The organism is Mariniflexile sp. TRM1-10 (genome assembly GCF_003425985.1).
Lineage (GTDB): Bacteria > Bacteroidota > Bacteroidia > Flavobacteriales > Flavobacteriaceae > Mariniflexile.
The window spans coordinates 2,466,720-2,489,906 of the sequence record NZ_CP022985.1 but is presented as its reverse complement, the minus strand read 5'-3'; the positions used below and the strand labels follow the sequence as shown (position 1 = coordinate 2,489,906).

The following is a 23,187-nucleotide window of genomic DNA, read 5'->3' as shown; positions in this document are numbered from 1 at the left end:
TTATATTTGATGGTTAGCGATAATTTAAAAAATGACTTCGAGAAAAATAGGGAATATAGAATTCACTAACATTAATCTACTTCTGTCAATAGGTGGTATTCTAGCCAGCATGTTTTTCGGATATGTATTTTACCGCACTTACCAAAGTGAAAGAAGTCTTATTTCAATTATGATTATACCTCTCGTTTTAGGGATTATTTTTGAAAACAAAAGACTTTCAACGGCCTGGAAAACAATAGCCTTAAAAATTCTTGGTGCAATCCTATTGAGTGTTTTTGCTTTTATACCAGGGAAACGAGAACAAAATTACAATTTTGAGAATCATATCGAAATGTGGCCGTATTGGTTCATTTTTTTCTTTGTACTAATTTCAGCGTCTTATAACGAGAAAAAAATTGTTCCAAAACTGACAGAAGGAATTACTCTTATACAATCAATTTCTGTAATCTACTGGATACTAGATATTGGATTCTTAAACTTTAAAAACATCTTTGCATATATCTTAATGGGAATCGGACTAATATTCTGTGCTGTTTCATTTATTCACGCATTCTCATACATGAGGTTGACAAGGAATTTCAGGCTGTTTTTGAGCATTTGGAGTTCAATAATTATGATTATTTTTGCTATTGACCATATCTACAGAGTTTTCAATTTTAACTACTTTGTTGATTACAAAACACTAAATGATGGACTTAATGTACTTCAATATTTCTTACTTGGCGTTTCGCTGATTTATATTTTTCAAAATGCCTATATGCTTTTAGTATATTTTCCTGACAAACACAGTTGGTACGGGAAAGAGCAAATGAGAGATATCAAAAAGATGAACAAAACTCATTTAGACCGATATTCACAAAACCAAATAAAAATATCGGACTCGTTAATTGCTCTAACATTTATATCAGGATTTTACTATTGGAATTATAAATATCAAATTATGCCAAGACATACATTAATTTGGTTAGTCTTTTGGCTTTTTCCTTTTATAATTTCAGGAAAAGAAATAATAAACGAAAAAACAAAAACTACTTCCATACAAAATAATTGCTAGTATAAGCCTACTTACAAAAATCCTCACTCTCAATCACACAACTTATCACGTACAAATCATAAACGGAGATTCAGCAATTAACATCAAGAATTATGACCAATATCATCTTTACTAAAAAATGTAGGTGTTAATTTTGTAGCATCATTATTTTAACAATAAAATAAGTTTGGTTGTTGGCTTAAAACAAAGCAAACAATTATCTTTATAAAACTACAAAACACCAAATGAGTAAAGGAATTTATGTAGCTACCATTGAACCAAACAGCGGAAAATCGGTTGTTGTTTTAGGCTTAATGCGTATGCTTTTAGGAAAAACAGCCAAAGTCGGGTATTTCAGACCTATTATTGAAGATTTAGACGATGGCGAAATGGACAACCATATTAGTACCGTACTATCACATTTTGAGATTGATATAAATTACAAAAAAACCTTTGCCTTTACCAGAAATGAAGTGCTTGATCTATATAACCAAGGGAAATCTGGAGAAGTCATTGATGAAATCATTAAAAAATACAAACACATCGAACAACATTTCGATTTTGTTTTAGTTGAAGGCACTGATTTTTCACACGAAAACTCCAGTATAGAATTAGACTTAAATATTCTAATTTCAAAAAACTTGGGACTTCCGGTTATTATTGTTCTACAAGGTGACAAAAAAGACTTTAAAGAAATTGTTGATAACGCCCAATTGGCACACGACACCTTTAGAAATGAGGTCAACGTACTTTCTATAATGACCAACAAGGTAAATCCAGAAGACATTTCAACCTTAAAAAATCTATTGCTTGAGCGTATAAACACTACCGATATTACGGTCATTCCGAAAATCCATAGTTTATCGAGCCCCACAGTAAAAGAAGTTATAAAATTGCTTGATGGCAAAGTGCTTTTTGGTAAGGACATGCTAAATAATCTTATAGACAGTTTTAGTGTGGGTGCGATGCAATTACGCAACTACCTTATCCATTTAAAAGAAAATGCTTTGGTTATTACCCCCGGCGATAGAGCCGATATCATTTTAGGAGCATTACAAGCTAACATATCCAAAAATTATCCAAAAATTTCTGGTATTATTTTAACAGGTGGTCTTATTCCTGAAGCACCTATCTTAAAACTTATCGAAGGTCTCTCTAGTGTTGTACCGATAATTAGCGTGAAAGACGGTACGTATATGGCTACTAACATCATTGGGAATATTAAATCTAAAATATATGCCGAAAACACCGAAAAAATAACCACATCTATTTCAACTTTTGAAAAACATGTGGATACTGATAAACTAGCTGAAAGATTAATAACCTTCGAATCGGGTGCATTCACACCAAGAATGTTCCAATACAATTTATTACAACGTGCTTTAAAAAACAAAAAACATATTGTGTTGCCTGAAGGTTACGATGAACGCGTTTTAGAAGCCGCTGCCCGATTAATAAATGCACAAGTCGTAGAATTAACGCTTATTGGTGATAAAGAATTAATTAAAGAGCGTATCGAAAAACTCGATATTTCTTTAGATTTAAATACCGTAAACATAGTATCGCCCACAAAATCGCCATACTTTGAAGATTACGTAAACACCTTTTACGAACTTAGAAAACATAAAAACGTCAACTTAGAAATGGCAAGAGATGCCATGTCTGATGTATCGTATTTTGGAACCATGATGATTTACAAAGGGCATGCCGACGGTATGGTTTCTGGTGCTGTACACACGACACAACACACCTTACGTCCTGCTTTACAGTTTATTAAAACAAAACCGGGCGTGAATATTGTATCGTCTATTTTCTTTATGTGTTTAGAAGATAGAATTTCGGTTTTTGGTGATTGTGCCATTAACCCAAACCCAAATGCACAAGAATTGGCAGAAATTGCCATTTCATCGGCACAAACTGCTAAAGACTTTGGAATTGAACCTAAAGTAGCTATGTTATCGTACTCATCGGGTGCGTCGGGAAAAGGTGTCGATGTTGAAAAAGTTAGGGAAGCAACCGAAATAGTTAAATTGGAAGCACCAACTTTAAAAATAGAAGGGCCCATTCAATATGATGCTGCGGTTGATATGCGTATAGGAAAAAGCAAATTACCAGATTCTGAAGTTGCAGGTAGTGCCAGCGTGCTTATTTTTCCAGACTTAAACACAGGAAACAACACCTATAAAGCAGTACAACGTGAAACGGGCGCACTAGCCATTGGTCCTGTTTTACAAGGATTGAACAAACCCGTTAATGATTTAAGTAGAGGCTGTACTGTAGACGATATTTACAGTACCGTTATAATAACCGCCATACAAGCTCAAGAAAATTAAATATGCAAGTATTAATATTAAACTCTGGAAGTTCTTCTTTGAAATTTCAATTATTCTCAATGCCAGATGAAACCATTTTATGCTCTGGAATTGTGGAGCGTATTGGTTTTAACGATGCTATTTTTAAATTTAAAACAGATAAAGATGCCATTGAATTGGAATCGAAAATCTTAAACCATAAAATGGGTTTGAAATTAGTAGCGCAGCATCTTTTAGATAAAAATGTAGGTGTTATAAAATTACCTGAAGATATTGCCATTGTTGGCCATAGAGTGGTACATGGCGGTATTTATTTCAGTAATACTACCGAAATTACAGAAGAGGTTAAAGAGAAAATAAAAGCCTTATCTTCTTTAGCACCGTTACATAATCCTGCTAATTTAGAAGGCATTGTAGTGGCTGAAGATATTTTTCCAAAAGCAAAACAAGTAGCTGTTTTCGATACCGCTTTTCATCAAAGCATTCCAGAATATGCCTATAAATATGCCATTCCCAATGAGTTTTTAACAGAACATAATATCCGCTTGTATGGTTTTCATGGGACAAGCCATAAATATGTTTCAGAAAAAGCTATCGCGTTTTTAGGCAAAAAAGAGTCTAAAATCATCACCATTCATCTAGGAAATGGTTGCAGTATGACGGCTGTAAAAAATGGAAAAAGCATCGACCATTCTTTAGGTTTTTCGCCTCTTAGTGGCTTAATTATGGGAACACGATCTGGCGACATTGACCCTTCCATAATTTTTTATTTAAAAGACAAACTAAAATACCATTTAAAGGATATAAACACCTTATTGAATAAAAAAAGCGGCATGTTAGGACTTACCGGGTATAGCGATTTAAGAGATATAGAAATTATGGCCGCGAAAGGCAATAACGATTGTATATTGGCTTTACATATGAACGCTTATCGAATAAAAAAATATATAGGAAGTTATGCTGCTGTGCTAAACGGACTTGATGCCATAGTGTTTACGGGCGGTATTGGTGAAAACTCAAAATTTATGCGACAGCTAATTTGTGAAGATTTAGAGTTTTTGGGAATTAATTTGGATACTGAAAAAAACAATTCTGATTTAAGAACCATTCGAGCTATAAATAAGGAAGATTCACAAGCAAAAATCTTGGTAGTTCCAACTAATGAAGAATTGGAAATTGCTAAGCAGTCGGTGGGTTTAATTAAAAATTAAGCGTCCTTTATATAATTCTTGAACCTCAACAATTGGTGGATGCGTTACCGAAATAACGTTACCTGTACCAGATATTTTTCCTGTTAAAGATTGTTGCGGGTTTACGATCATATCGTTGGAACTTCGGTTCCAAAGTGTGACGTTTTGAGCCACTAAATTAGCCCCTTCAAAACGCGATGTGCCTGCTGCAAATGTAATATTCAGGTTATTGGTTTTCCCCGAAATATAACAATTGGATAAGTTGTTAAATACCAATTTGAATGTCACATTATCGATTTGAAACTTAAAATTGCCATTAGTAAAAGTACCAGGGGCGCTGTAATCTTCCGCCAAAATAGTTAAGTTTGGGTAGGTTAAGACCCCATCAGAACGTACATCGTATTGTGTAGAACTTCTAATTTCGGTGATGTTTGGAGATGTTACATACACTTTTGTAATACCATAATCTCGCACATAATTACAACTATTATTATCTGTTAGAATAAGTTTTCCATCAATAACCACCGCTTCGACATCATTCAATAAGTTTTTACCGGTTTCAATAATTACTTTTTGCTCCGCACCTTCTTTTATGATCAATTCAATATCTCTGTTGACTAATATTTTATCGAAGTTAGAAACTGAAACTTCTTGTTGGATAATAGTTCCCGTAGTTTGAAAACAATCGCCTGCTTGTTCGCTATTGCAAGCGAGCATCAAAAGGGACATTAATATGTAAACTAAATTTTTCATCTTTTGTCATTCCTGAGAATCCCAATAATTATCGGGAAGGAATCCTCATTTTTACTTTTAAGTTTCAATTAATAAGATTCCTGCCTACGCAGGAATGATTATAATCTTACACCTATTCCTAATTCAACAGCTTCCGCTTTTGCTCCATGCGATTTTAAAGTTAGCGCACCAAACCACTTTTCGTTAATATAACGCTTTAAACCGATTCTGAAATAGGTTCTTCCTTCAAAATCGAATGGATAATACACATAATATCCTAATTGTGTAATCAATGACGTTTTGTTAACAAACAGTTCGTGACCAGCAAAAACACCAACACGTTTATGGTCTTCATTTCCTGTTGTGGGCTCTTCAGGATAAGACACCGATCTATAATGAATATATTCTTTTAAAAAGTTTGAAAAAAACACATCGGTTCCTAATTGCAGTGCACTTTTAATATTAATACGTTTATCGGCATAAGCTGAAACGATATAAAACGGAAATTGACCACTACCAACGACATCGCTTTCGTTAACACCACCTCTAAAAACAACATTATATTTTATAGGCTGGGTAAATTTTTCCTTTTCACCATCTGCTATGGTTGTAATATATTCAGGTTCTTCGGCATCTAGATTATAGGTCACACCCAAATTAAAAGCAATGGTATTAACGCTTGTATTTGGCGCTTTCACATTTGCATTTGAATAATGAATTAGCGAAAAGCCCGCTTGTAATCCAAAGTCACCAATGATTCGTTCCTTTTTGTAATTAAGCATTATCATGGTACTACTTAATAAATGAGTACCAAAAGCAATGTTTCTATAATTTTCTTTTTTATCGTATGGATTTGGAGTGTACCCAATACCTTGCCCGATTCTGAACATTAAATTCCGATTTAAAAAATAGAAATTATAATGTGCATAAAGGGATGCGCTACTACCTAAAACCTCATTTTTTAGGTTTTGGTAAATGTAAGTCACACCATAATCGGGATAATTATAACGTTGCTCCCAAGCATTAAAACCATAGGTTTTTTTATTCCAACTTAATATATAACCTTCGGGATGCCCATTAATTAAATGCAGAATATCGTTATTATGTAATGCAATATTACCTCTAAAATAGTTAACATCTAAGTAAGATGTATGTTGTTTTTCTTGTGAAAAAACAAAAAGCGTTACTATTAAAAAGGTGTAGGTTAAAAAGTGCTTCATTAAAAGATTTGCTGTTACGCAAAAGTAACAGATTAATTAAAATAACTCCGATGCAATCGCTTTTATATTATCGCTTTTACCCATAGAGTAATAATGTAAAAACGGCACACCTGCTGCTTTCAATTCTTTAGATTGCTGAATAGCAAACTCAATACCTACTTGCCTTACAGCAATATTGTCTTTGCAAGCCTCAACCGCTTCAATAAGCTCTTCGGGTAAGTCTATTTTAAAAACCTGTGGTAAAATTTGTAAGTGACGTTTAATAGCAAGTGGCTTAATGCCTGGAATAATAGGCACCGTAATACCAATTTCCCTAGCTCTTTCTACAAAGTCAAAATACTTTTTATTATCAAAAAACATTTGTGTCACAACATAATCGGCACCAGCATCTACCTTTTCTTTTAAACGCTTTAAATCGGAATTAAAAGAAGGTGCTTCCATGTGCTTTTCTGGGTAACCAGCTACACCAATACAAAAATCGTAATTGTGTTCAACCTCTATCTCATCGTGCAAATATTTACCATTGTTTAAGTTCGTGATTTGTTGTACCAATTCGCTTGCATAAGCATTTCCGCCTTTGGTAGGAACAAAATAAGGTTCATCTTTCCTAGAATCACCACGCAATGCCACCACGTTATCAATACCTAAATAGTGACAATCTACCAAAACATATTCGGTTTCCTCTTTAGTAAAACCACCACATAACAAATGCGGAATAGCATCTACCTTATATTTATGCATAATAGAAGCACAAATACCAACGGTTCCCGGACGTAAACGCGTAATACGTTTATCCAAAAGTCCGTTGCCCTTATCAACATACACATATTCTTCTCTAGAGGTCGTTACATCAATAAACGGTGGATTAAACTCCATTAACGGATCAATATTATTATATAAATCCTGAATATTTTTGCCTTTTTGAGGCGGTACCACTTCAAAAGAGAATAATGTTTTTCCGTTGGCTTTTTTTATGTGATCTGTTACTTTCATTTCCCATTTCCTGCGAAGGCAGGAATCTTTTTTAATATTAATTCTTATTTTAATTCGCCACAAATACACGAATAAATCCCTACGACTTTTAATAGTTTTAGGCGTTACCACTCCCACTAGTTATTGGCTTTCCACTGCAAATGTAAAGCATCACGTTTTAAAATAATAATATGAGCAATCCTAACACAAACATAATATTCTTATTCACATACTATAGCAGAATATTGATATTTATTCATCAACACTTTAACTTCTTTAAGTAACTCAATTGAAGCATCAATTTCTGCTTTTCGTATTGAAACACTTTCTATATTAAATCCAATTGGTATATTCTTATCTTTACAATAATTCAATAATTCTTCCGCAATAGTTTTACATATTTCAATCGATTTTAAAAGAATATCCTTTGAGTGTTTTAAATCGTTTTTCAACCATTTTGGGATATCAATTCCCAACCATTCCATAAACTCCATTGTTTTTAAAGAACCACATGGCGTTAATGTAAATATAATTGTATGTAATTCTCTATTATTATCTAAAGAACTATAATAATAATCTGAAAGAAAATTTTTAGTATTATCAATGTTGTAAACACACTGAGAAATAAAAAAATGACATCCCTTATCTATTTTATTAAATAATCTAATATGCTCATCATTTTTTTTATAATGACGCTCAGGAATTATAACACCTCCCAATCTAATTGAATTAACCGAATTTTTATTAATATGATAGGCTTCATTTAATGATAAATTGGACTTAAGCCTGTTTGATGGTGTTCCAACAAACACAGAATAGTCAATGTTTTTAGCATATTCATTAATCCATGCATTAAGTTCATTTACCGAATATTTGCCAACACTTTTATATATTATTTTGGGAAGGTTTAACTCTCTTAAGTAAGTTGTATTGTAAATTTCCGGGCTTAATGTATCCATAAAAGGAAATGGTCTTGGCTTGTCATTTCTAGAAGACTCATCTTGAATATCATACAACACTAAACCATCAATTTCTAATACACTGATACGTTCAATTTGTTTATCGGCAATGGCTTTGATTTTATGCTCTTCTGTATTTAGCTTCGGAGGAGTTAATCCATAAAGTAAAACTCCAGACTTTCTGTTATTAATTTTATTTTCTAACATTCCTGTGAAACTAATATTTTTTTTAACTCATTATAGTCTTCTTCATATTCCCAATAAATCCATCTACCATCAACATAATCTGTTAAAATATATTTCTCACTAACCGATTTTATCCTGGAAATAGGCACTAATTTTTTTACAAAGTTTTCCGAAGGAATAGGTTCCATCATTTCTTTATTCTTAGCATTATAGCCATGGGAAATAATATAACTACCCAATGTTAGTTCAATAAATTTATCTTTCATATCGTTTTTTTTTACCAGACCTCACAGGTTTTTAAAACCTGTGAGGTCTAAACCGCAACAGTTCCTCCCCAAGCCTGCATTGAGCGCAGTCGAAATGGGGAGGCTAAGTGGGCCTTATTATTCATCTGCAATAGTAGGATGCAACCATTTTCTAGCTTTTTCCTTTGTGATGCCTTTACGTACTGCATAATCTGTTACTTGATCATCTGTTATTTTCCCTAAACCAAAATACTTTGCTTCCGGGTTTCCAAAATAATAACCCGAAACCGCTGCGGCTGGCCACATTGCTAAACTTTCGGTTAATTGGACACCAATAATTTTTTCAACATCCAATAAACTCCAAATCGTTTCCTTTTCTAAATGGTCTGGACATGCTGGATACCCTGGTGCTGGACGAATCCCTTTGTAGCTTTCTTTAATCAAATCATCATTTGAAAGCATTTCATTAGCATCATACCCCCAGTGTTTAGTTCGTACTTGTTTGTGTAAATATTCGGCTAAAGCTTCTGCAAACCTATCGGCAATGGCTTGCGCCATAATCGCATTATAATCGTCTTCTTTGGCTCTATAACTATCGGCTAGCTCCTGTGCACCAAAAATAGCCACACAAAATGCCCCCATATAATCGGTTTTCCCCGTGTCTTTTGGCGCAATAAAATCGGCTAAAGCAATGTTTGGAATCCCTTCTCTTTTACTTAATTGCTGACGCAAGGTTCTAAAAACAGCTATTTCCTTTCCTTTTTTCTGAACGGAAATATCGTCATGATTGATAGTATTTGCTTCAAACAAGCCAAAAACTGCTCTAGGCTTTAATGATTGTTTCGCGATAATTTCTTTTATCATGGCTTGCGCTTCATTATACATAATGGTAGCTTGTTCGCCAACAACATTGTCTGTTAAAATATCTGGAAACTTGCCATGCAAATCCCAACTTCTAAAAAACGGACTCCAGTCTATATAAGGCTCCAATTCTTTTAGGCTTAATTGCTTTAGAACCTGAATACCCAATTCGTTTGGCTTTACAATTTCTGATGTTTGCCAATCAATTTTAAACTTTCTTTTTCGGGCTTCATTTATTGAAATATATGATTTCTCTTTTCCTCGTTTTAAAAACTTGGTACGAAATTCATCATAATCCTTTTTCAAGTTTGCGACATACGCATTGGCTGTTTTTTTATTCAGTAAATCACCCACAACGGTTACAGCTCTAGATGCGTCGTTCACATGAACCACTGCATTTTTATACTGCGGGTCAATCTTTACAGCTGTATGTGCTTTTGATGTGGTTGCTCCTCCAATAAGCAAAGGCAAACTGAAATTTTGACGTTCCATTTCTTTTGCCAAATACACCATTTCATCAAGAGATGGCGTGATTAGTCCAGATAATCCAATAACGTCTACATTATGTGCTTTTGCCTCAGATATAATTTTTTCAGGTGGTACCATAACCCCTAAATCGACTATTTCGTAATTGTTACATGCTAAAACAACACTTACAATATTTTTACCAATATCATGTACATCGCCTTTTACTGTTGCCATCAACACCTTACCAATAGCTTGTTGAAACTCACCTTTTTCGGCTTCAATAAACGGATTTAAATAACCAACGGCTTTTTTCATTACACGTGCCGATTTTACAACCTGTGGCAAGAACATTTTTCCTGCTCCAAACAAATCGCCTACCACGTTCATTCCAATCATCAAATGACCTTCAATAACATCTATAGGTTTTTCGGCTTGCAATCTAGCAGCTTCTACATCTTCAATGATAAACGCATCAATACCTTTCACTAATGCATGAGTGATTCTGTCTTGAATCGAATTTTCTCGCCAAGATAAATCAACTCCTTTTTCTACTTTAGAACCTTTTACGGTTTCCGCAAAGTCCAATAAACGTTCTGTAGCATCGTCACGTCTGTCTAAAATAACATCTTCAACATGCTCCAATAAATCTTTTGGAATATCATCGTACACCTCTAAAAGCGACGGGTTTACAATACCCATATTCATACCCGCTTGAATGGCATAATATAAAAACACTGAGTGCATCGCTTCACGAACTCCATCATTTCCTCTAAACGAAAACGACACGTTACTCACACCACCACTGACGCTTACATTTGGTAAATTTTGACGTACCCAACGTGTGGCTTCAATAAAATCGATGGCATTTCTACGGTGTTCATCCATTCCTGTTGCTACAGGAAATATGTTTAAATCGAAAATAATATCTTCGGAAGGAAAGCCTACTTTATTAACTAAGATATCATATGAACGTTTACATATTTCTAATCGACGTTCGTAATTATCGGCTTGTCCAACCTCATCAAACGCCATAACTACAACGGCAGCACCGTAACGTTTTATCTGTTTGGCTTCCCAAATAAATTTGTCTTCGCCTTCCTTTAAGGAAATAGAATTCACAACACATTTACCTTGTACGACTTGCAAACCGGCTTCAATGATTTCCCATTTAGAGCTATCTATCATAATAGGCACTCTGGAAATATCGGGTTCGGCAGCAATTAGATTTAGAAAACGTACCATAGACTCTTTACCGTCTATAAGTCCGTCATCCATATTAATATCGATAATTTGTGCACCTCCGTCTACTTGATGACGTGCAATATCTAAGGCTTCATCAAATTGTTCGTCTTTAATAAGTCTTAAAAACTTTCTGGAACCAGCTACATTAGTACGCTCACCAACGTTTATGAAATTGCTGTTTTCGTTTAAAACCAAAGGTTCCAAACCCGACAATTTCATATATTTTGTTTGTTTTATTTCCATCTTTATTTAGTGTGATGCTGAAACAAGTTCGGCATGACGGCGAGGTTTATACTTTGCAGCTAAGTTTGCAATAGTTCTTATATGCTCTGGCGTTGTACCACAACAACCGCCAATGATATTTATTAAATTCTTTTTTAAATACTCTTCTATTTGTTCTCCCATTTCTTCTGGAGATTCATCGTATTCACCAAAAGCATTTGGCAAACCAGCATTGGGATGTGCAGAAATAGCAAAGTCTGTTTTATTGGCTATGGCTTCTAAATGGGGCTGTAACAAATTAGCTCCTAAAGCACAATTAAACCCAATAGATAATAGTGGAATATGCGACACCGAGATTAAAAATGCCTCGGCAGTCTGTCCCGACAATGTTCTACCAGACGCATCGGTAATCGTACCACTTAGCATAATAGGCACATCAATATGGCGTTCTTCCTTAACTTCTTCTATCGCAAATAATGCTGCTTTGGCGTTCAACGTATCAAACACGGTTTCAACCAACAATAAATCGACTCCACCATCTAACAAAGCTTCCACTTGTTGTTTATATGCAATACGCAACTCATCAAAAGTGACCGCTCTGTAACCAGGATCGTTTACATCAGGTGACATACTAGCTGTACGGTTTGTTGGCCCAATAGAACCTGCCACAAAACGTGGTTTATGAGGTTCTTTTTTGGTAAATTCATCTGCAACCTCTTTTGCTATTTTAGCCGATTGGTAATTAAGCTCATATACCAAATCTTCCATTTGATAATCTGCCATAGCAATCGTTGTTCCCGAAAATGTATTGGTTTCTACAATATCCGCACCTGCTTCAAAATATTTAGCATGAATCGTTTTAATAGCCTCTGGTTGTGTAAGAGACAACAAATCATTATTGCCTTGTAATGGTGTTGGATAGTCTTTAAAGCGTTCGCCTCTAAAATCTTCTTCAGTAAATTTATATTGTTGAAGCATCGTTCCCATAGCACCATCGAGCACTAAAATACGGTCTTGTAAAGCTTGTTTTATGTTTGACATATTGATTTTTTTATATCTGAATGTCATCAAGAAAAGTAAAAGAAACACTTTCCGTTATCTTTCTGAATAGTTCCTGAAATAAATTCAGGACAAGCAGTAGAACGTAGCACCTTCTTTAGGATCCTGATAGCCACCATCAGGACAAGTAAAGGGTTGCCAAGGCTTCAACGGGTCTATTCCCTCTACCTTTCTTGATAACACTGTTAATACGTTTATGAACTAGTGGGCAAAAGTACCACACATTTTTTTAAATTCATAAGTTAATATTAATTGTTTTTATTAGTGCGTGCTTACGCAAACTTCTTTCTATTGGCGATTTTACACTAATTTGATGAAAATCGGCTGATTTTATTCAAATAATGGTGATGACAAATACCTGTCGCCTCTATCGCAAATAATGGCAACAATAACGCCGCTCTCTAAAGTTTCTGCTAATTTTAAAGCTGTAAAAACGGCACCACCACTACTCATACCTGCAAAAATGCCTTCTTCTTTTGCTAACCGTTGGGTCATGGTTTTTGCTTCATCTTCCGTTACTTCAATAACGATATCTACTTTCGATCTATCAAAAAATTTAGGCACATATTCTGGCGACCATTTTCTTATACCAGGAATTTTAGAACCATCATCAGGTTGTGCCCCAACTATAGTAATGTTTTTATTTTTCTCTTTTAAATAGGTTGAAACGCCCATAATAGTTCCCGTGGTTCCCATTGCCGACACAAAATGAGTGACTTCACCTTGTGTATCTCTCCAAATTTCTGGACCAGTGGCTTTATAATGTGCTTTCCAGTTGTCGTCATTTTCAAACTGATTTAAAAGAAAATAGCCTTTCTCATCCCGTAGTTGAAAAGCAACATCTCTAGAACCTTCAATACCAATATCAGCAGGTGTTAAAATAACCTCAGCGCCATACGCTCGCATGGTTTTAACACGCTCTTCAGTTGAGTTTTCGGGCATCACCAAGACCATATTCAAACCTAATAATTTTGCTATAAATGCCAATGCGATGCCTGTATTGCCACTTGTTGCTTCAACTAAAGTTCCTCCTTGGTTAATGTCTCCACGCTTTAAAGCTTCAGATATCATATTAAAAGCCGCACGATCTTTAACACTCCCACCTGGGTTATCGCCTTCAAGTTTTAATAATAGCTTTACCTTTTTATTTTGAATGATATGACTTGCTTCAACCAAAGGTGTATTGCCTATTTGGTCTGTAATACTAGCGTATTCCATTTTTCTTTGGCCTAATTTTAATTTCCGTTTGATACGTAACCAATGAGTTTTCTGGAACCGATTGGGTAATCCAAACATTGGCTCCAATGGTACTATTCGTCCCTATGACGATATCACCACCTAAAATGGTCGCATTGGCATAAATAGTCACATTATCTTCAATAGTCGGGTGACGTTTGGTAGATTCTAGGCTTTTTTTGACCTGAATACCTCCCAAAGTAACGCCTTGGAAAATTTTTACATTATTTTTTATAACAGAGGTTTCACCAATAACAATTCCTGTTCCATGATCCACAAAAAATGAATCGCCAATGGTAGCTCCTGGATGAATATCGATACCTGTAATACCATGCACATATTCACTCATCATTCTAGGGATAATTGGCACATTCTGCACATACAACTCGTGACTTAAACGATAAATAGAAATAGCATAAAATCCTGGGCATGCCAAATAAACCTCTTCTAAACTTTTGGTAGCAGGGTCAAAATTAACCACAGCAATAGCATCTAAATCCAGTTTAGCCCGAATGCCTTGAAACTTGCCCTGAAATTCTTTCCAGATGGTTTCACCATCATTTATATCCAAATTATTGGATATCTCTAAAAAGGTTTTCTTTAAAGATTGAAGCTCGTTTTCATGTTCATCAAATACATAATAAAACAATCGTTTTGTAAATGTTTTTACAACATCTTTTAAACGAACATTATATTTCTTTTGAATCAGTTTATCATTTAGTTCTTGGCATGGATCCATATCAAATACTTTTAATTGTCTATTGGTTGTCGTTCTTCCATGTTGAAATTTACAACAATAAAAGGCTTTTTTACTGAATAGATTGCACTACGGCTTTAGGTGCTTCTTTTCGAGTACCGTCAAAACCATCAATACCACTCACCGTTGTATATTTCAATACATACTTTTTACCTGGATTGATAATTCTGTATGCTGCTTGACACATTAAAGTTGCCTCATGGAATCCACAAAGAATTAGTTTTAATTTTTCCGGGTAGGTATTAACGTCTCCTATGGCAAAAATACCCGGTATGTTGGTTTGATAATTTAATGAGTTATCAACTTTTATGGCGTTTTTTTCAATTTCCAATCCCCAGTCGGCAATAGGGCCTAATTTTGGAGATAATCCAAATAATGGAATGAAATGGTCGGTTTCTAATTGGAAATCTTCACCATCTTTGTTAACGGTTAGTGCTTCAATTTTGCCATTGCCATGTAGTTCTGTAACTTCGGCAGGTGTTATTAAATTTATTTTTCCTAAATCTTTTAATTCACCTACTTTTTCAACAGAATCCAAAGCACCTCTAAATTCGTTTCTTCTGTGAATTAAGGTTACTTCCGAAGCGACATCGGCCAAAAAGATACTCCAATCTAAAGCAGAGTCTCCTCCACCAGAAATCACTACTCGTTTATCTCTATATACTTCTGGGTCTTTAATGAAGTATTCCAAACCATTATCTTCATAAATATCTAGGTTGTCCAATCCTGGTTTTCTTGGTTCAAAAGAGCCCAATCCACCAGCAATAGCTATCACAGGCGCATGATGTTTGGTGCCTTTATTGGTCGTTACAATAAAAGTACCGTCTTCTAATTTGTCAATAGTTTCCGCACGCTCTCCTAAGGTAAATCCTGGTTCAAATTGTTTTCCTTGTTCTAACAAGTTTCTAGTTAAATCGCCCGCTAGTATTTCAGGAAATCCTGGTATATCGTAAATAGGTTTTTTAGGATAAATTTCTGAACATTGTCCGCCTGGTTGTGGTAATGCATCAATTAAATGGCATTTAAGTTTTAACAATCCTGCTTCAAAAACCGTGAACAATCCTGTTGGTCCAGCACCTATTATAAGTATATCTGTTTTAATCATTTTACAACTCTTTTTACTCTTTTTTCTCAATTAATCCTTTGGTAAATTCATTAAGTGTTTCCACCTTTTGTTCAAAATCACCTTTTATTGTTTTTCTATATTCATTTAAATTTTTAACCAAATCGTCTACATTTTCTGGAATGACATCTTCAAAAAACTGACGCAAACGTTTGGCAGTTGTTGGCGATTTTCCATTGGTTGAAATCGCTACTTTCACATTCCCTTTTGTTACAATACCACCCATATAAAAATCACAATATGGTGGGTTATCGGCAACATTTACTAAAATACTACGCTTACGGCAATGCTTATGCACTTTTACATTCACACTAGGCACATTGGTTGTTGCTATAACGATGTGCTTTCCTTTTAAATAGCGTTTACTATAGCGTCTTTTTATCAACTTAACATCGCCTTTTTTTGCTAGCTCTACAGTACCTTCTCTAAACATAGGCGACACCATAGTTACTTTAGCATCTGGACTGGACTTTAACAAAAAGGTTAATTTTTCTTCAGCTACATGACCTCCACCAACAATAAGCACATTAAGACTGTTCAGCTTTAAAAAAATAGGATATAAATTATTCCTTTCCATAATTAAGCCCAGGGCTATGCTTTGTTTAATTCTTTATAAATGGATGTTAATTGAACGCGTTCTTTTACAACATCGCCAATAACAATAATTGCTGGGTTTGCCAGTTGCTTTTCTTCAACTACTTTACTGATCGTACTGATAGTCCCAAAACCAAACTTTTCATTTTCGGTAGTACCTTCCTGAATGATAGCTATAGGTGTATCTTGTTTGTTTTCTGCTGAAAAAATCCGAACAATTTCATCTAATTTACTCATTCCCATCAAGATAACAACCGTTGCGGTTGATTTTGCCGCAATAGCCACATCACCAGACAGTTGATGTGCTTTAGTAGTTCCTGTTATTACCCAAAAACTTTCAGAAGCGCCACGTTTTGTTAACGGAATGCCTTGGTATGCTGGCACTGCAATGGCTGATGAGATTCCCGGTACCACAAAGGTTTCCAAACCAAATTGTCTTACATAATCTATCTCTTCAGCACCACGACCGAAAACAAAAGGATCACCACCTTTTAAGCGAACTACATGCCCTTTTTCTTTGGCTTTTGATACAATGAGTTCGTTTATTTGCTCTTGCTGAAAGGCATAACAACCCTTACGTTTCCCCACAAAAATAAGCTCTGCATCTTGTGAAGCGTACTTAAGAAGCTCTTCGTTTATAAGCGCATCGTACAAAATGACATTTGCCGATTCAATGGCCTTAATTGCTTTAAGCGTAATTAATTCCACATCACCTGGGCCTGCGCCTACTACCGTTAATTTTGGGGTTTTTGAATTCATTTTCTCTTTTTAAACCGCTTTATTCTCTAGCTTCGTATCAGCTTCTCTAAAGGCTCTTACTTTTTCCAAAAACTGGTTGGCACTGTTTATATATTCAGCTGCAAACGCTTCAGTAGGAGCATTTTTATTAATTTGATAGATTAATTCTGAAAAAGAGGTGCCTAAATTTAGCTTACCACTTGCAACAAATAATTCATCAAACTGACTTACAATACCTGCATGTGTATTAGTACTTTTGTTTTCTGCCAATAACATCGCTTTTGCTGAGTTTACCAACGAGCTATATGCATGATAAATAGCGCTTGAATACACTTTATCGTTGAATGAGTTTTGTGCGTTTTCAATTTTCTCTTCACTCTCTAAAAATAAAGTAGCAATTAAATCAATAACAACACCCGCACATTCGCCAATCCCAATCTCTTTCTCATATTTCTCTTCAGTACCCCAATCGATAAAATCTTCTTGGGTTAAGTTTGAAACATCTTGAAGGTCGTTTAATAAATCATAAAAATATCTATCACCAGTTACTTTATAGTATTCTACAAACGATTTTCCCTCGGCATTTGCTTCATAATCATTTAAAATTCTGCGCAATGCTTCTGGGCCTCTTCTACTTGGCACTTTTACTACTTTATCGGCAAACAAACCGTTTCCATCACCTAAATTTCCGCCACCTAATAACACTTGTAAAGCTGGTGCTACTAATTTATCTGGCGTACGAACCGACATGCCTTGAAAACCGATATTTGCCATATTGTGTTGTCCACAAGCATTCATACAACCACTAATTTTTATAACAACATCATCATTTTTCAAATACTGTGGGTACTCTGCTTTGATGACGCGTTCCAACTCATCGGCAATACCAGTACTACTTGCAATACCTAAATTACAAGTATCCGTTCCTGGACATGCTGTGATATCTACCGCTTTATTATATCCTGCTTCCGTAAAGCCTAATTTTTCCAATTCGGTGTAGAAAAACGGCACTAAATCCTCTTTTACAAACGGAATGACTATGTTTTGACGTAATGATAAACGAATTTCTCCTGCGGCATATTTTTCAACTAAATCAGCTAACAAACGTGCTTTATCCGTATAAAAATCCCCTAACAGTACTTTAATACCAATAGCAACATAACCTTCCTGTTTTTGAGGAATTAAGTTCGTAACTTTCCATAATTCGAAAGCACCTTGATCTTTAATTTCTACTTGAGGTGCTTCAACTGAAACTGGTTTTGAAGCTACATACGCATCTGCATCAATAGCTACTGTTTTAAATTCAATCGCTTTTTGTTCTGCTTCTACCAATTCTTTAAAAGCATCTAAACCGATGTCTTTTATTAAGAATTTCATTCTTGCTTTAGCACGACTTTTACGTTCACCATAACGATCAAAAACACGTACCACACCTTCCATTAACGGAATAATTTTATCTGAAGGCAAAAAGCTATACAATGCGTCTGCATGACGTGGTTGCGAGCCTAAGCCACCACCAATCATCACTTTAAATCCGCGAACACCATTTTCAACTTTAGCTATAAAACCTAAATCGTGCATGTATGAAAGCCCAGTATCTTCATCGGAAGATGAAAAAGACACTTTAAACTTACGTCCCATTTCCTGACAAATAGGATTTCTTAAGAAGAAACGAAATAACGCATCGGCATACGGCGACACATCGAAAGGTTCGTTAACATCAATCCCAGCCAATTCGGAAGCGGTTACATTACGAACTGTGTTCCCACAAGCTTCCCTTAATGTAATATCGTCTTTATCTAACTCCGACCAAAGCTCTGGTGTTCTATTTAAATCGACATAGTGAATTTGAATATCTTGACGAGTAGTAATATGTAAACGACCACGAGAATATTCATCAGACACGTCCGATATTCTTCGCAATTGATTACTCTTCACTTTTCCGTAAGGTAATTTAATACGAATCATTTGCACGCCTTCTTGACGCTGACCGTAAATACCACGAGCTAAACGAAGACTTCTAAATTTTTCTTCATCAATCTTTCCTGTGTTGAATAACTCAATTTTTTTAGATAATTCTAAAATCTCTTTTTCAACAACTGGATTTTCTATTTCTGTTCTAAAAGTTTGCATTTCTTTTTAAGTTTTAATGTTGAAAGTTTTTAAAGTTGAAAAGTAAATGGCTTTTAACTTTTCTCTTTCAAACTTTTTAACTTTTGTTTGTTTATTGGATGAAACCTGCTCCAACCGTGTTATTTGATTGCGTATCGATTAAAATAAACGACCCGTTTGTTCTATGATTTTTAAATTGATCAAAGAAAAGTGGTTTATTGAACTTAAAGGTTACTGAAGCAATATCGTTAACACCCAATCCTTTTACATTTCTTTCTATACCTGAATAATCCGGATGTATTTTATGGTTGATAGTTTCTACTCTAGCCAACACTTTGTTTACACCATGCTGCAACACATATTTTGAACCAGCTTCTAAAGGTTTTGAATCCATCCAACAAATATTTGCCGTAAATTGTTTATCGATGGTTGGTAAATCGTTTTCCAAAACAATCATATCACCCCTGCTTACATTAATATCATTTTCTAAAGTGATAGTAACTGAAGAACGCCTTGAAGCTGTTTGATATTTCTCATTATAGAAATAAATATCTTTAATTTTAGATCGTGTTTTTGATGGTAATACCAAAATATTGTCACCAACACTTAATTCTCCACCATATACTTTACCAGCATAGCCTCTAAAATCGTGAAATTCTTCAGTTTTTGGACGTATAACGTACTGCACTGGGAAACGTGGCGTCCCCACATTATAAATATCTTTTTTATCCAATTGTTCTAAATGCTCTAACAAGGACTCTCCTTTATACCAAGGCATATTTTCAGACCTGTTTACAACATTGTCACCTTTTAAAGCACTCACAGGAATGAAAGTGATTTTTTGATCTTGGTAGTCTCTTTTGCTCATTAGCTCAGAGAAATCTGCTTTGATTTTGTTATAAACCTCTTCAGAATAATCAACCAAATCCATTTTATTAATAGTAACTACCACATCTTTAATTCTTAATAAATTATTGATGAAAAAGTGACGATTGGTTTGCTCAATAACCCCTTTTCTGGCATCTATTAAAATAATGGATGCTTGCGATGTTGAAGCCCCGGTAACCATGTTACGGGTATACTCAACATGCCCAGGAGTATCAGCTATAATGTAACTTTTCTTCCCTGTTGAAAAATATATGTGTGCTACATCAATGGTAATACCTTGTTCTCTTTCTGCCACTAACCCGTCGGTTGCCAACGAAAAATCCAAGTAATCATAACCTTTTTGTTTACTTGTTTTTTCAATAGCTTCTAATTTATCGGTAGTTAATGATTTTGTATCGTAAAGTATGCGCCCTATTAAGGTGCTTTTACCATCATCTACACTTCCTGCTGTTGCAATTTTTAATACTTCCATTCTATATTGTTATTGGTTGTTGGTTGTTGGTTGTTGGTTTTCACCAATTTAAACCTATCAAATTTCAACAACTTATTTTTTATATTTTTTAATTTACTATAATCGTTTGTTACCATTAACTAATAACAAACAACCATCAACTATTTTAGAAATACCCTTGTTGTTTACGTTTTTCCATGGCTGCTTCCGAACGTTTATCATCAATTCGTGCTCCACGTTCTGAAATGGTACTTTCTCTGATTTCCTCAACTACTTTAGTAATAGTTGTTGCATCTGAAAGGACTGCTGCTGTACAACTCATATCGCCTACGGTTCTGAAACGCACCAATTCTTCAATCACTTCTTCGTTATCATCTCTATAAACCACATCATCTTCAGCAGACCAAATCATACCGTCTCTTAAGAACACTTTACGTTTGTGTGCAAAATAAATAGAAGGTATTTCGATATTTTCTTGTTCTATATAAGACCAAACGTCTAACTCAGTCCAGTTAGAAATAGGAAAACAACGTACATTTTGGCCTAAATTAATTTGCCCATTTAACATATCAAATAACTCTGGACGTTGGTTTTTTTCATCCCACTGTCCAAAATCATCACGTACAGAAAAAATACGTTCTTTAGCTCTTGCTTTTTCTTCATCACGACGTGCACCGCCTATACAAGCATCAAATTTAAATTCTTCAATAGCATCTAAAAGCGTTGTGGTTTGAAGCTGGTTTCTACTGGCATATCGACCTGTTTCTTCTTTTACTTTACCTTCATCAATAGAATCCTGTACATTTCTAACAATTAATTCCAAGCCTAATTCCTTAACCAATCGATCTCTAAATTCAATCGTTTCCGGGAAATTATGACCCGTATCAATATGCATTAATGGAAACGGAATCTTAGCTGGATAAAATGCTTTAACGGCTAATCTTACCAAGGTGATAGAATCTTTTCCTCCAGAAAATAACAATACAGGCTTTTCAAACTGCGCTGCTACTTCCCTTATAATGTATATCGCTTCGTTCTCTAGTGAATTAATATGGTATGTGTCTTTGTTCATAATCTTTATTTCGGTGATAGTTGTTGGTTGTTGGTTGCTGGCTTTCCATTACCAATGATTAACAACTTTTAAACTTTTTCCTTTTAACTTTTTAACCTTTTAACTATTTTTAAGTATGCAAACCACACTCTCTGTTTTCTAATGCTTTTGTTGGGTCGAAATATTTAAACTCGTTTGGCAATTTATTCTCTTCCAAGTATTTATTTAAATCGACATCAGACCAATAGTAAAACGGACTTACTTTTAAAACTCCATCTTTACTTACGCTAAAAATGCCAATACTATCCCTAAATGCTGTTTGTCCTTGACGCAAATTTGTAAACCACACTTTAGGTTTATGTTCTTCCATAGCACGTCTAAAAGGCTCCAACTTAACCTGCTCTGTAAACAAAACGTGTTCCGGCGCATCTACACTTGGAATTCCCATAACAACATCCCTGTGCGCAGATGTTTGTTTAGGCACGTATAAAAAAACGTTTAAGTTTAAATCTTTTATTACTTTTTCAGCATGTCTGTATGTTTGCGGTGTATTATAACCTGTATCACACCAAACCACTGGTATATTAGCCTCTACCAAACTTACAGCATGTAAAATAGCCGCCTCATAAGGTCTAAAATTCGTTGTTACTACCGCTTCATTATTAAGTTCAAAAGCCTTCTGGATAATTTCAGATGGCTTAGCGTCTTTAAAAAGCGTATTTAGTTCGTTTATTTTGTCTTGCGTTATCATCTATATCAACTTATTTTCCCCACTTAATTGAATTCCATATACGTTCATGAAAAAAGTATAATACCATTTTTGTGATTACTTCAACACCTCCAATTAAAAGTGCTGTATCCAACTTTCCGGTAACGATCCAAGAAATTATCATGGTGTCCAAAGTTCCTATTATCCTCCAACTAATAGATTTCGCTATACTTCTAATAGGCTTCTCTTTAGCTGCATCCGTTTTATAAGTAGTTTTGTCGTTTTGACCTGAATTTGTTAACACTTGATCAATCATTTTACTTAGTATTATATTAATCCTATCGATTTAATAGGAATTGCAAATTTAATACTTTTTATAAATTATCAAACTATATTTTTACTTTTTTTTACTTTACCTAACGGACAAACTCCTTTAATGTCGTATTTTTAAATACTTCAAGTGTACTGTCCCGCACTCGAATCATGAGCTTATTAACGCTGCATAAATGCTCGTCTGGACAATCATCACACTTCTCGTAAAAGTTCAAGCTCACACAAGGCACCATCGCGATGGGACCTTCAAGGACACGCATGACCTCGGTCATTAAAATTTCCGAAGGGTCTTTTCTCAAATAATAGCCACCATGTTTTCCTTTTTTTGAGCCCAGAATACCCGATTTACGTAAGGTAAGCAAAATACTTTCTAAAAATTTTTGAGGTATGTGTTCGCCTTTGGCAATTTCTCCAACCTGTACTGGCACATCACTACCGCTTCTAGCAATGAAAGTGAGCGCTTTTAATCCGTATTTTGTTTTTTTAGATAGCAT

The 23,187-nt window shown here is 34.9% G+C and carries 21 protein-coding genes and 1 riboswitch; of the genes, 3 read left to right on the top strand and 18 right to left on the bottom strand.

The features are described 5' to 3' along the window. Window positions 1-31: 31 nt before the first annotated feature. The 3 genes from CJ739_RS10525 (at window position 32) to CJ739_RS10515 (ending at window position 4,556) form a co-directional block, all read left to right on the top strand. On the top strand, window positions 32-1,054 hold the full coding sequence (locus tag CJ739_RS10525) for a hypothetical protein (RefSeq protein ID WP_117175077.1): 1,023 nt from the start codon (window positions 32-34) through the stop codon (window positions 1,052-1,054). 224 nt (window positions 1,055-1,278) lie between these two features. Beyond that, entirely contained in the window at window positions 1,279-3,366 is a 2,088-nt protein-coding gene (gene pta / locus CJ739_RS10520) for a phosphate acetyltransferase (RefSeq protein WP_117175075.1), read from the top strand. A gap of 2 nt (window positions 3,367-3,368) precedes the next feature. Continuing rightward, entirely contained in the window at window positions 3,369-4,556 is a 1,188-nt protein-coding gene (locus tag CJ739_RS10515) for an acetate/propionate family kinase (RefSeq protein WP_117175073.1), read from the top strand. Here the strand turns inward: CJ739_RS10515 and CJ739_RS10510 are convergent. The 18 genes from CJ739_RS10510 to CJ739_RS10425 form a co-directional block, all read right to left on the bottom strand. Further along, window positions 4,542-5,288: a head GIN domain-containing protein gene (locus CJ739_RS10510; protein WP_117175071.1), complete on the bottom strand. Its 747-nt coding sequence runs from the start codon at window positions 5,286-5,288 to the stop codon at window positions 4,542-4,544. The genes CJ739_RS10515 and CJ739_RS10510 overlap by 15 nt on opposite strands. A 98-nt stretch (window positions 5,289-5,386) precedes the next feature. Further along, complete coding sequence (locus CJ739_RS10505) at window positions 5,387-6,487, bottom strand: acyloxyacyl hydrolase (protein WP_117175069.1); 1,101 nt, start codon at window positions 6,485-6,487, stop codon at window positions 5,387-5,389. A 36-nt stretch (window positions 6,488-6,523) separates the two neighbouring features. After that, complete coding sequence (gene metF / locus CJ739_RS10500; RefSeq protein WP_117175067.1) at window positions 6,524-7,480, bottom strand: methylenetetrahydrofolate reductase [NAD(P)H]; 957 nt, start codon at window positions 7,478-7,480, stop codon at window positions 6,524-6,526. Window positions 7,481-7,680: 200 nt separating this feature from the next. Beyond that, window positions 7,681-8,625, bottom strand: a complete 945-nt coding sequence (locus CJ739_RS10495) for a methylenetetrahydrofolate reductase (protein ID WP_117175065.1) — start codon at window positions 8,623-8,625, stop codon at window positions 7,681-7,683. Further along, a complete protein-coding gene (locus CJ739_RS10490; protein WP_117175063.1) occupies window positions 8,619-8,870 on the bottom strand; it encodes a hypothetical protein in 252 nt (83 codons plus the stop codon). Before CJ739_RS10490 ends, CJ739_RS10495 begins: the two co-directional genes overlap by 7 nt. Before the next feature lie 117 nt (window positions 8,871-8,987). Beyond that, complete coding sequence (gene metH / locus CJ739_RS10485; RefSeq protein WP_117175061.1) at window positions 8,988-11,663, bottom strand: methionine synthase; 2,676 nt, start codon at window positions 11,661-11,663, stop codon at window positions 8,988-8,990. Window positions 11,664-11,669: 6 nt separating this feature from the next. After that, window positions 11,670-12,683: a homocysteine S-methyltransferase family protein gene (locus CJ739_RS10480; protein ID WP_117175059.1), complete on the bottom strand. Its 1,014-nt coding sequence runs from the start codon at window positions 12,681-12,683 to the stop codon at window positions 11,670-11,672. A 51-nt stretch (window positions 12,684-12,734) separates the two neighbouring features. Next, window positions 12,735-12,884, bottom strand: a riboswitch (SAM riboswitch). A 147-nt stretch (window positions 12,885-13,031) separates the two neighbouring features. After that, window positions 13,032-13,919: a cysteine synthase CysM gene (cysM, locus tag CJ739_RS10475; RefSeq protein ID WP_117175057.1), complete on the bottom strand. Its 888-nt coding sequence runs from the start codon at window positions 13,917-13,919 to the stop codon at window positions 13,032-13,034. Next, a complete protein-coding gene (epsC, locus tag CJ739_RS10470; protein WP_117175055.1) occupies window positions 13,906-14,676 on the bottom strand; it encodes a serine O-acetyltransferase EpsC in 771 nt (256 codons plus the stop codon). The genes cysM and epsC overlap by 14 nt, the downstream gene beginning before the upstream one ends. Window positions 14,677-14,746: 70 nt before the next feature. Further along, entirely contained in the window at window positions 14,747-15,799 is a 1,053-nt protein-coding gene (locus CJ739_RS10465) for an NAD(P)/FAD-dependent oxidoreductase (RefSeq protein ID WP_117175053.1), read from the bottom strand. Window positions 15,800-15,812: 13 nt separating this feature from the next. After that, complete coding sequence (locus CJ739_RS10460) at window positions 15,813-16,394, bottom strand: precorrin-2 dehydrogenase/sirohydrochlorin ferrochelatase family protein (protein WP_117175051.1); 582 nt, start codon at window positions 16,392-16,394, stop codon at window positions 15,813-15,815. A 14-nt stretch (window positions 16,395-16,408) separates the two neighbouring features. Continuing rightward, entirely contained in the window at window positions 16,409-17,170 is a 762-nt protein-coding gene (gene cobA, locus CJ739_RS10455; protein WP_117175049.1) for a uroporphyrinogen-III C-methyltransferase, read from the bottom strand. A 9-nt stretch (window positions 17,171-17,179) separates the two neighbouring features. Continuing rightward, complete coding sequence (locus tag CJ739_RS10450) at window positions 17,180-19,282, bottom strand: ferredoxin-like domain-containing protein (RefSeq protein WP_117175047.1); 2,103 nt, start codon at window positions 19,280-19,282, stop codon at window positions 17,180-17,182. 91 nt (window positions 19,283-19,373) lie between these two features. Beyond that, entirely contained in the window at window positions 19,374-20,621 is a 1,248-nt protein-coding gene (locus CJ739_RS10445; protein ID WP_117175045.1) for a sulfate adenylyltransferase subunit 1, read from the bottom strand. A 145-nt stretch (window positions 20,622-20,766) separates the two neighbouring features. Continuing rightward, window positions 20,767-21,672: a sulfate adenylyltransferase subunit CysD gene (gene cysD / locus CJ739_RS10440; protein WP_117175043.1), complete on the bottom strand. Its 906-nt coding sequence runs from the start codon at window positions 21,670-21,672 to the stop codon at window positions 20,767-20,769. A gap of 109 nt (window positions 21,673-21,781) precedes the next feature. Beyond that, window positions 21,782-22,402: a phosphoadenosine phosphosulfate reductase domain-containing protein gene (locus tag CJ739_RS10435; RefSeq protein ID WP_117175041.1), complete on the bottom strand. Its 621-nt coding sequence runs from the start codon at window positions 22,400-22,402 to the stop codon at window positions 21,782-21,784. A 10-nt stretch (window positions 22,403-22,412) separates the two neighbouring features. Then, window positions 22,413-22,676, bottom strand: a complete 264-nt coding sequence (locus CJ739_RS10430) for a DUF2061 domain-containing protein (protein WP_117175039.1) — start codon at window positions 22,674-22,676, stop codon at window positions 22,413-22,415. Window positions 22,677-22,776: 100 nt separating this feature from the next. Beyond that, window positions 22,777-23,187: an RrF2 family transcriptional regulator gene (locus tag CJ739_RS10425; protein ID WP_117178916.1), complete on the bottom strand. Its 411-nt coding sequence runs from the start codon at window positions 23,185-23,187 to the stop codon at window positions 22,777-22,779.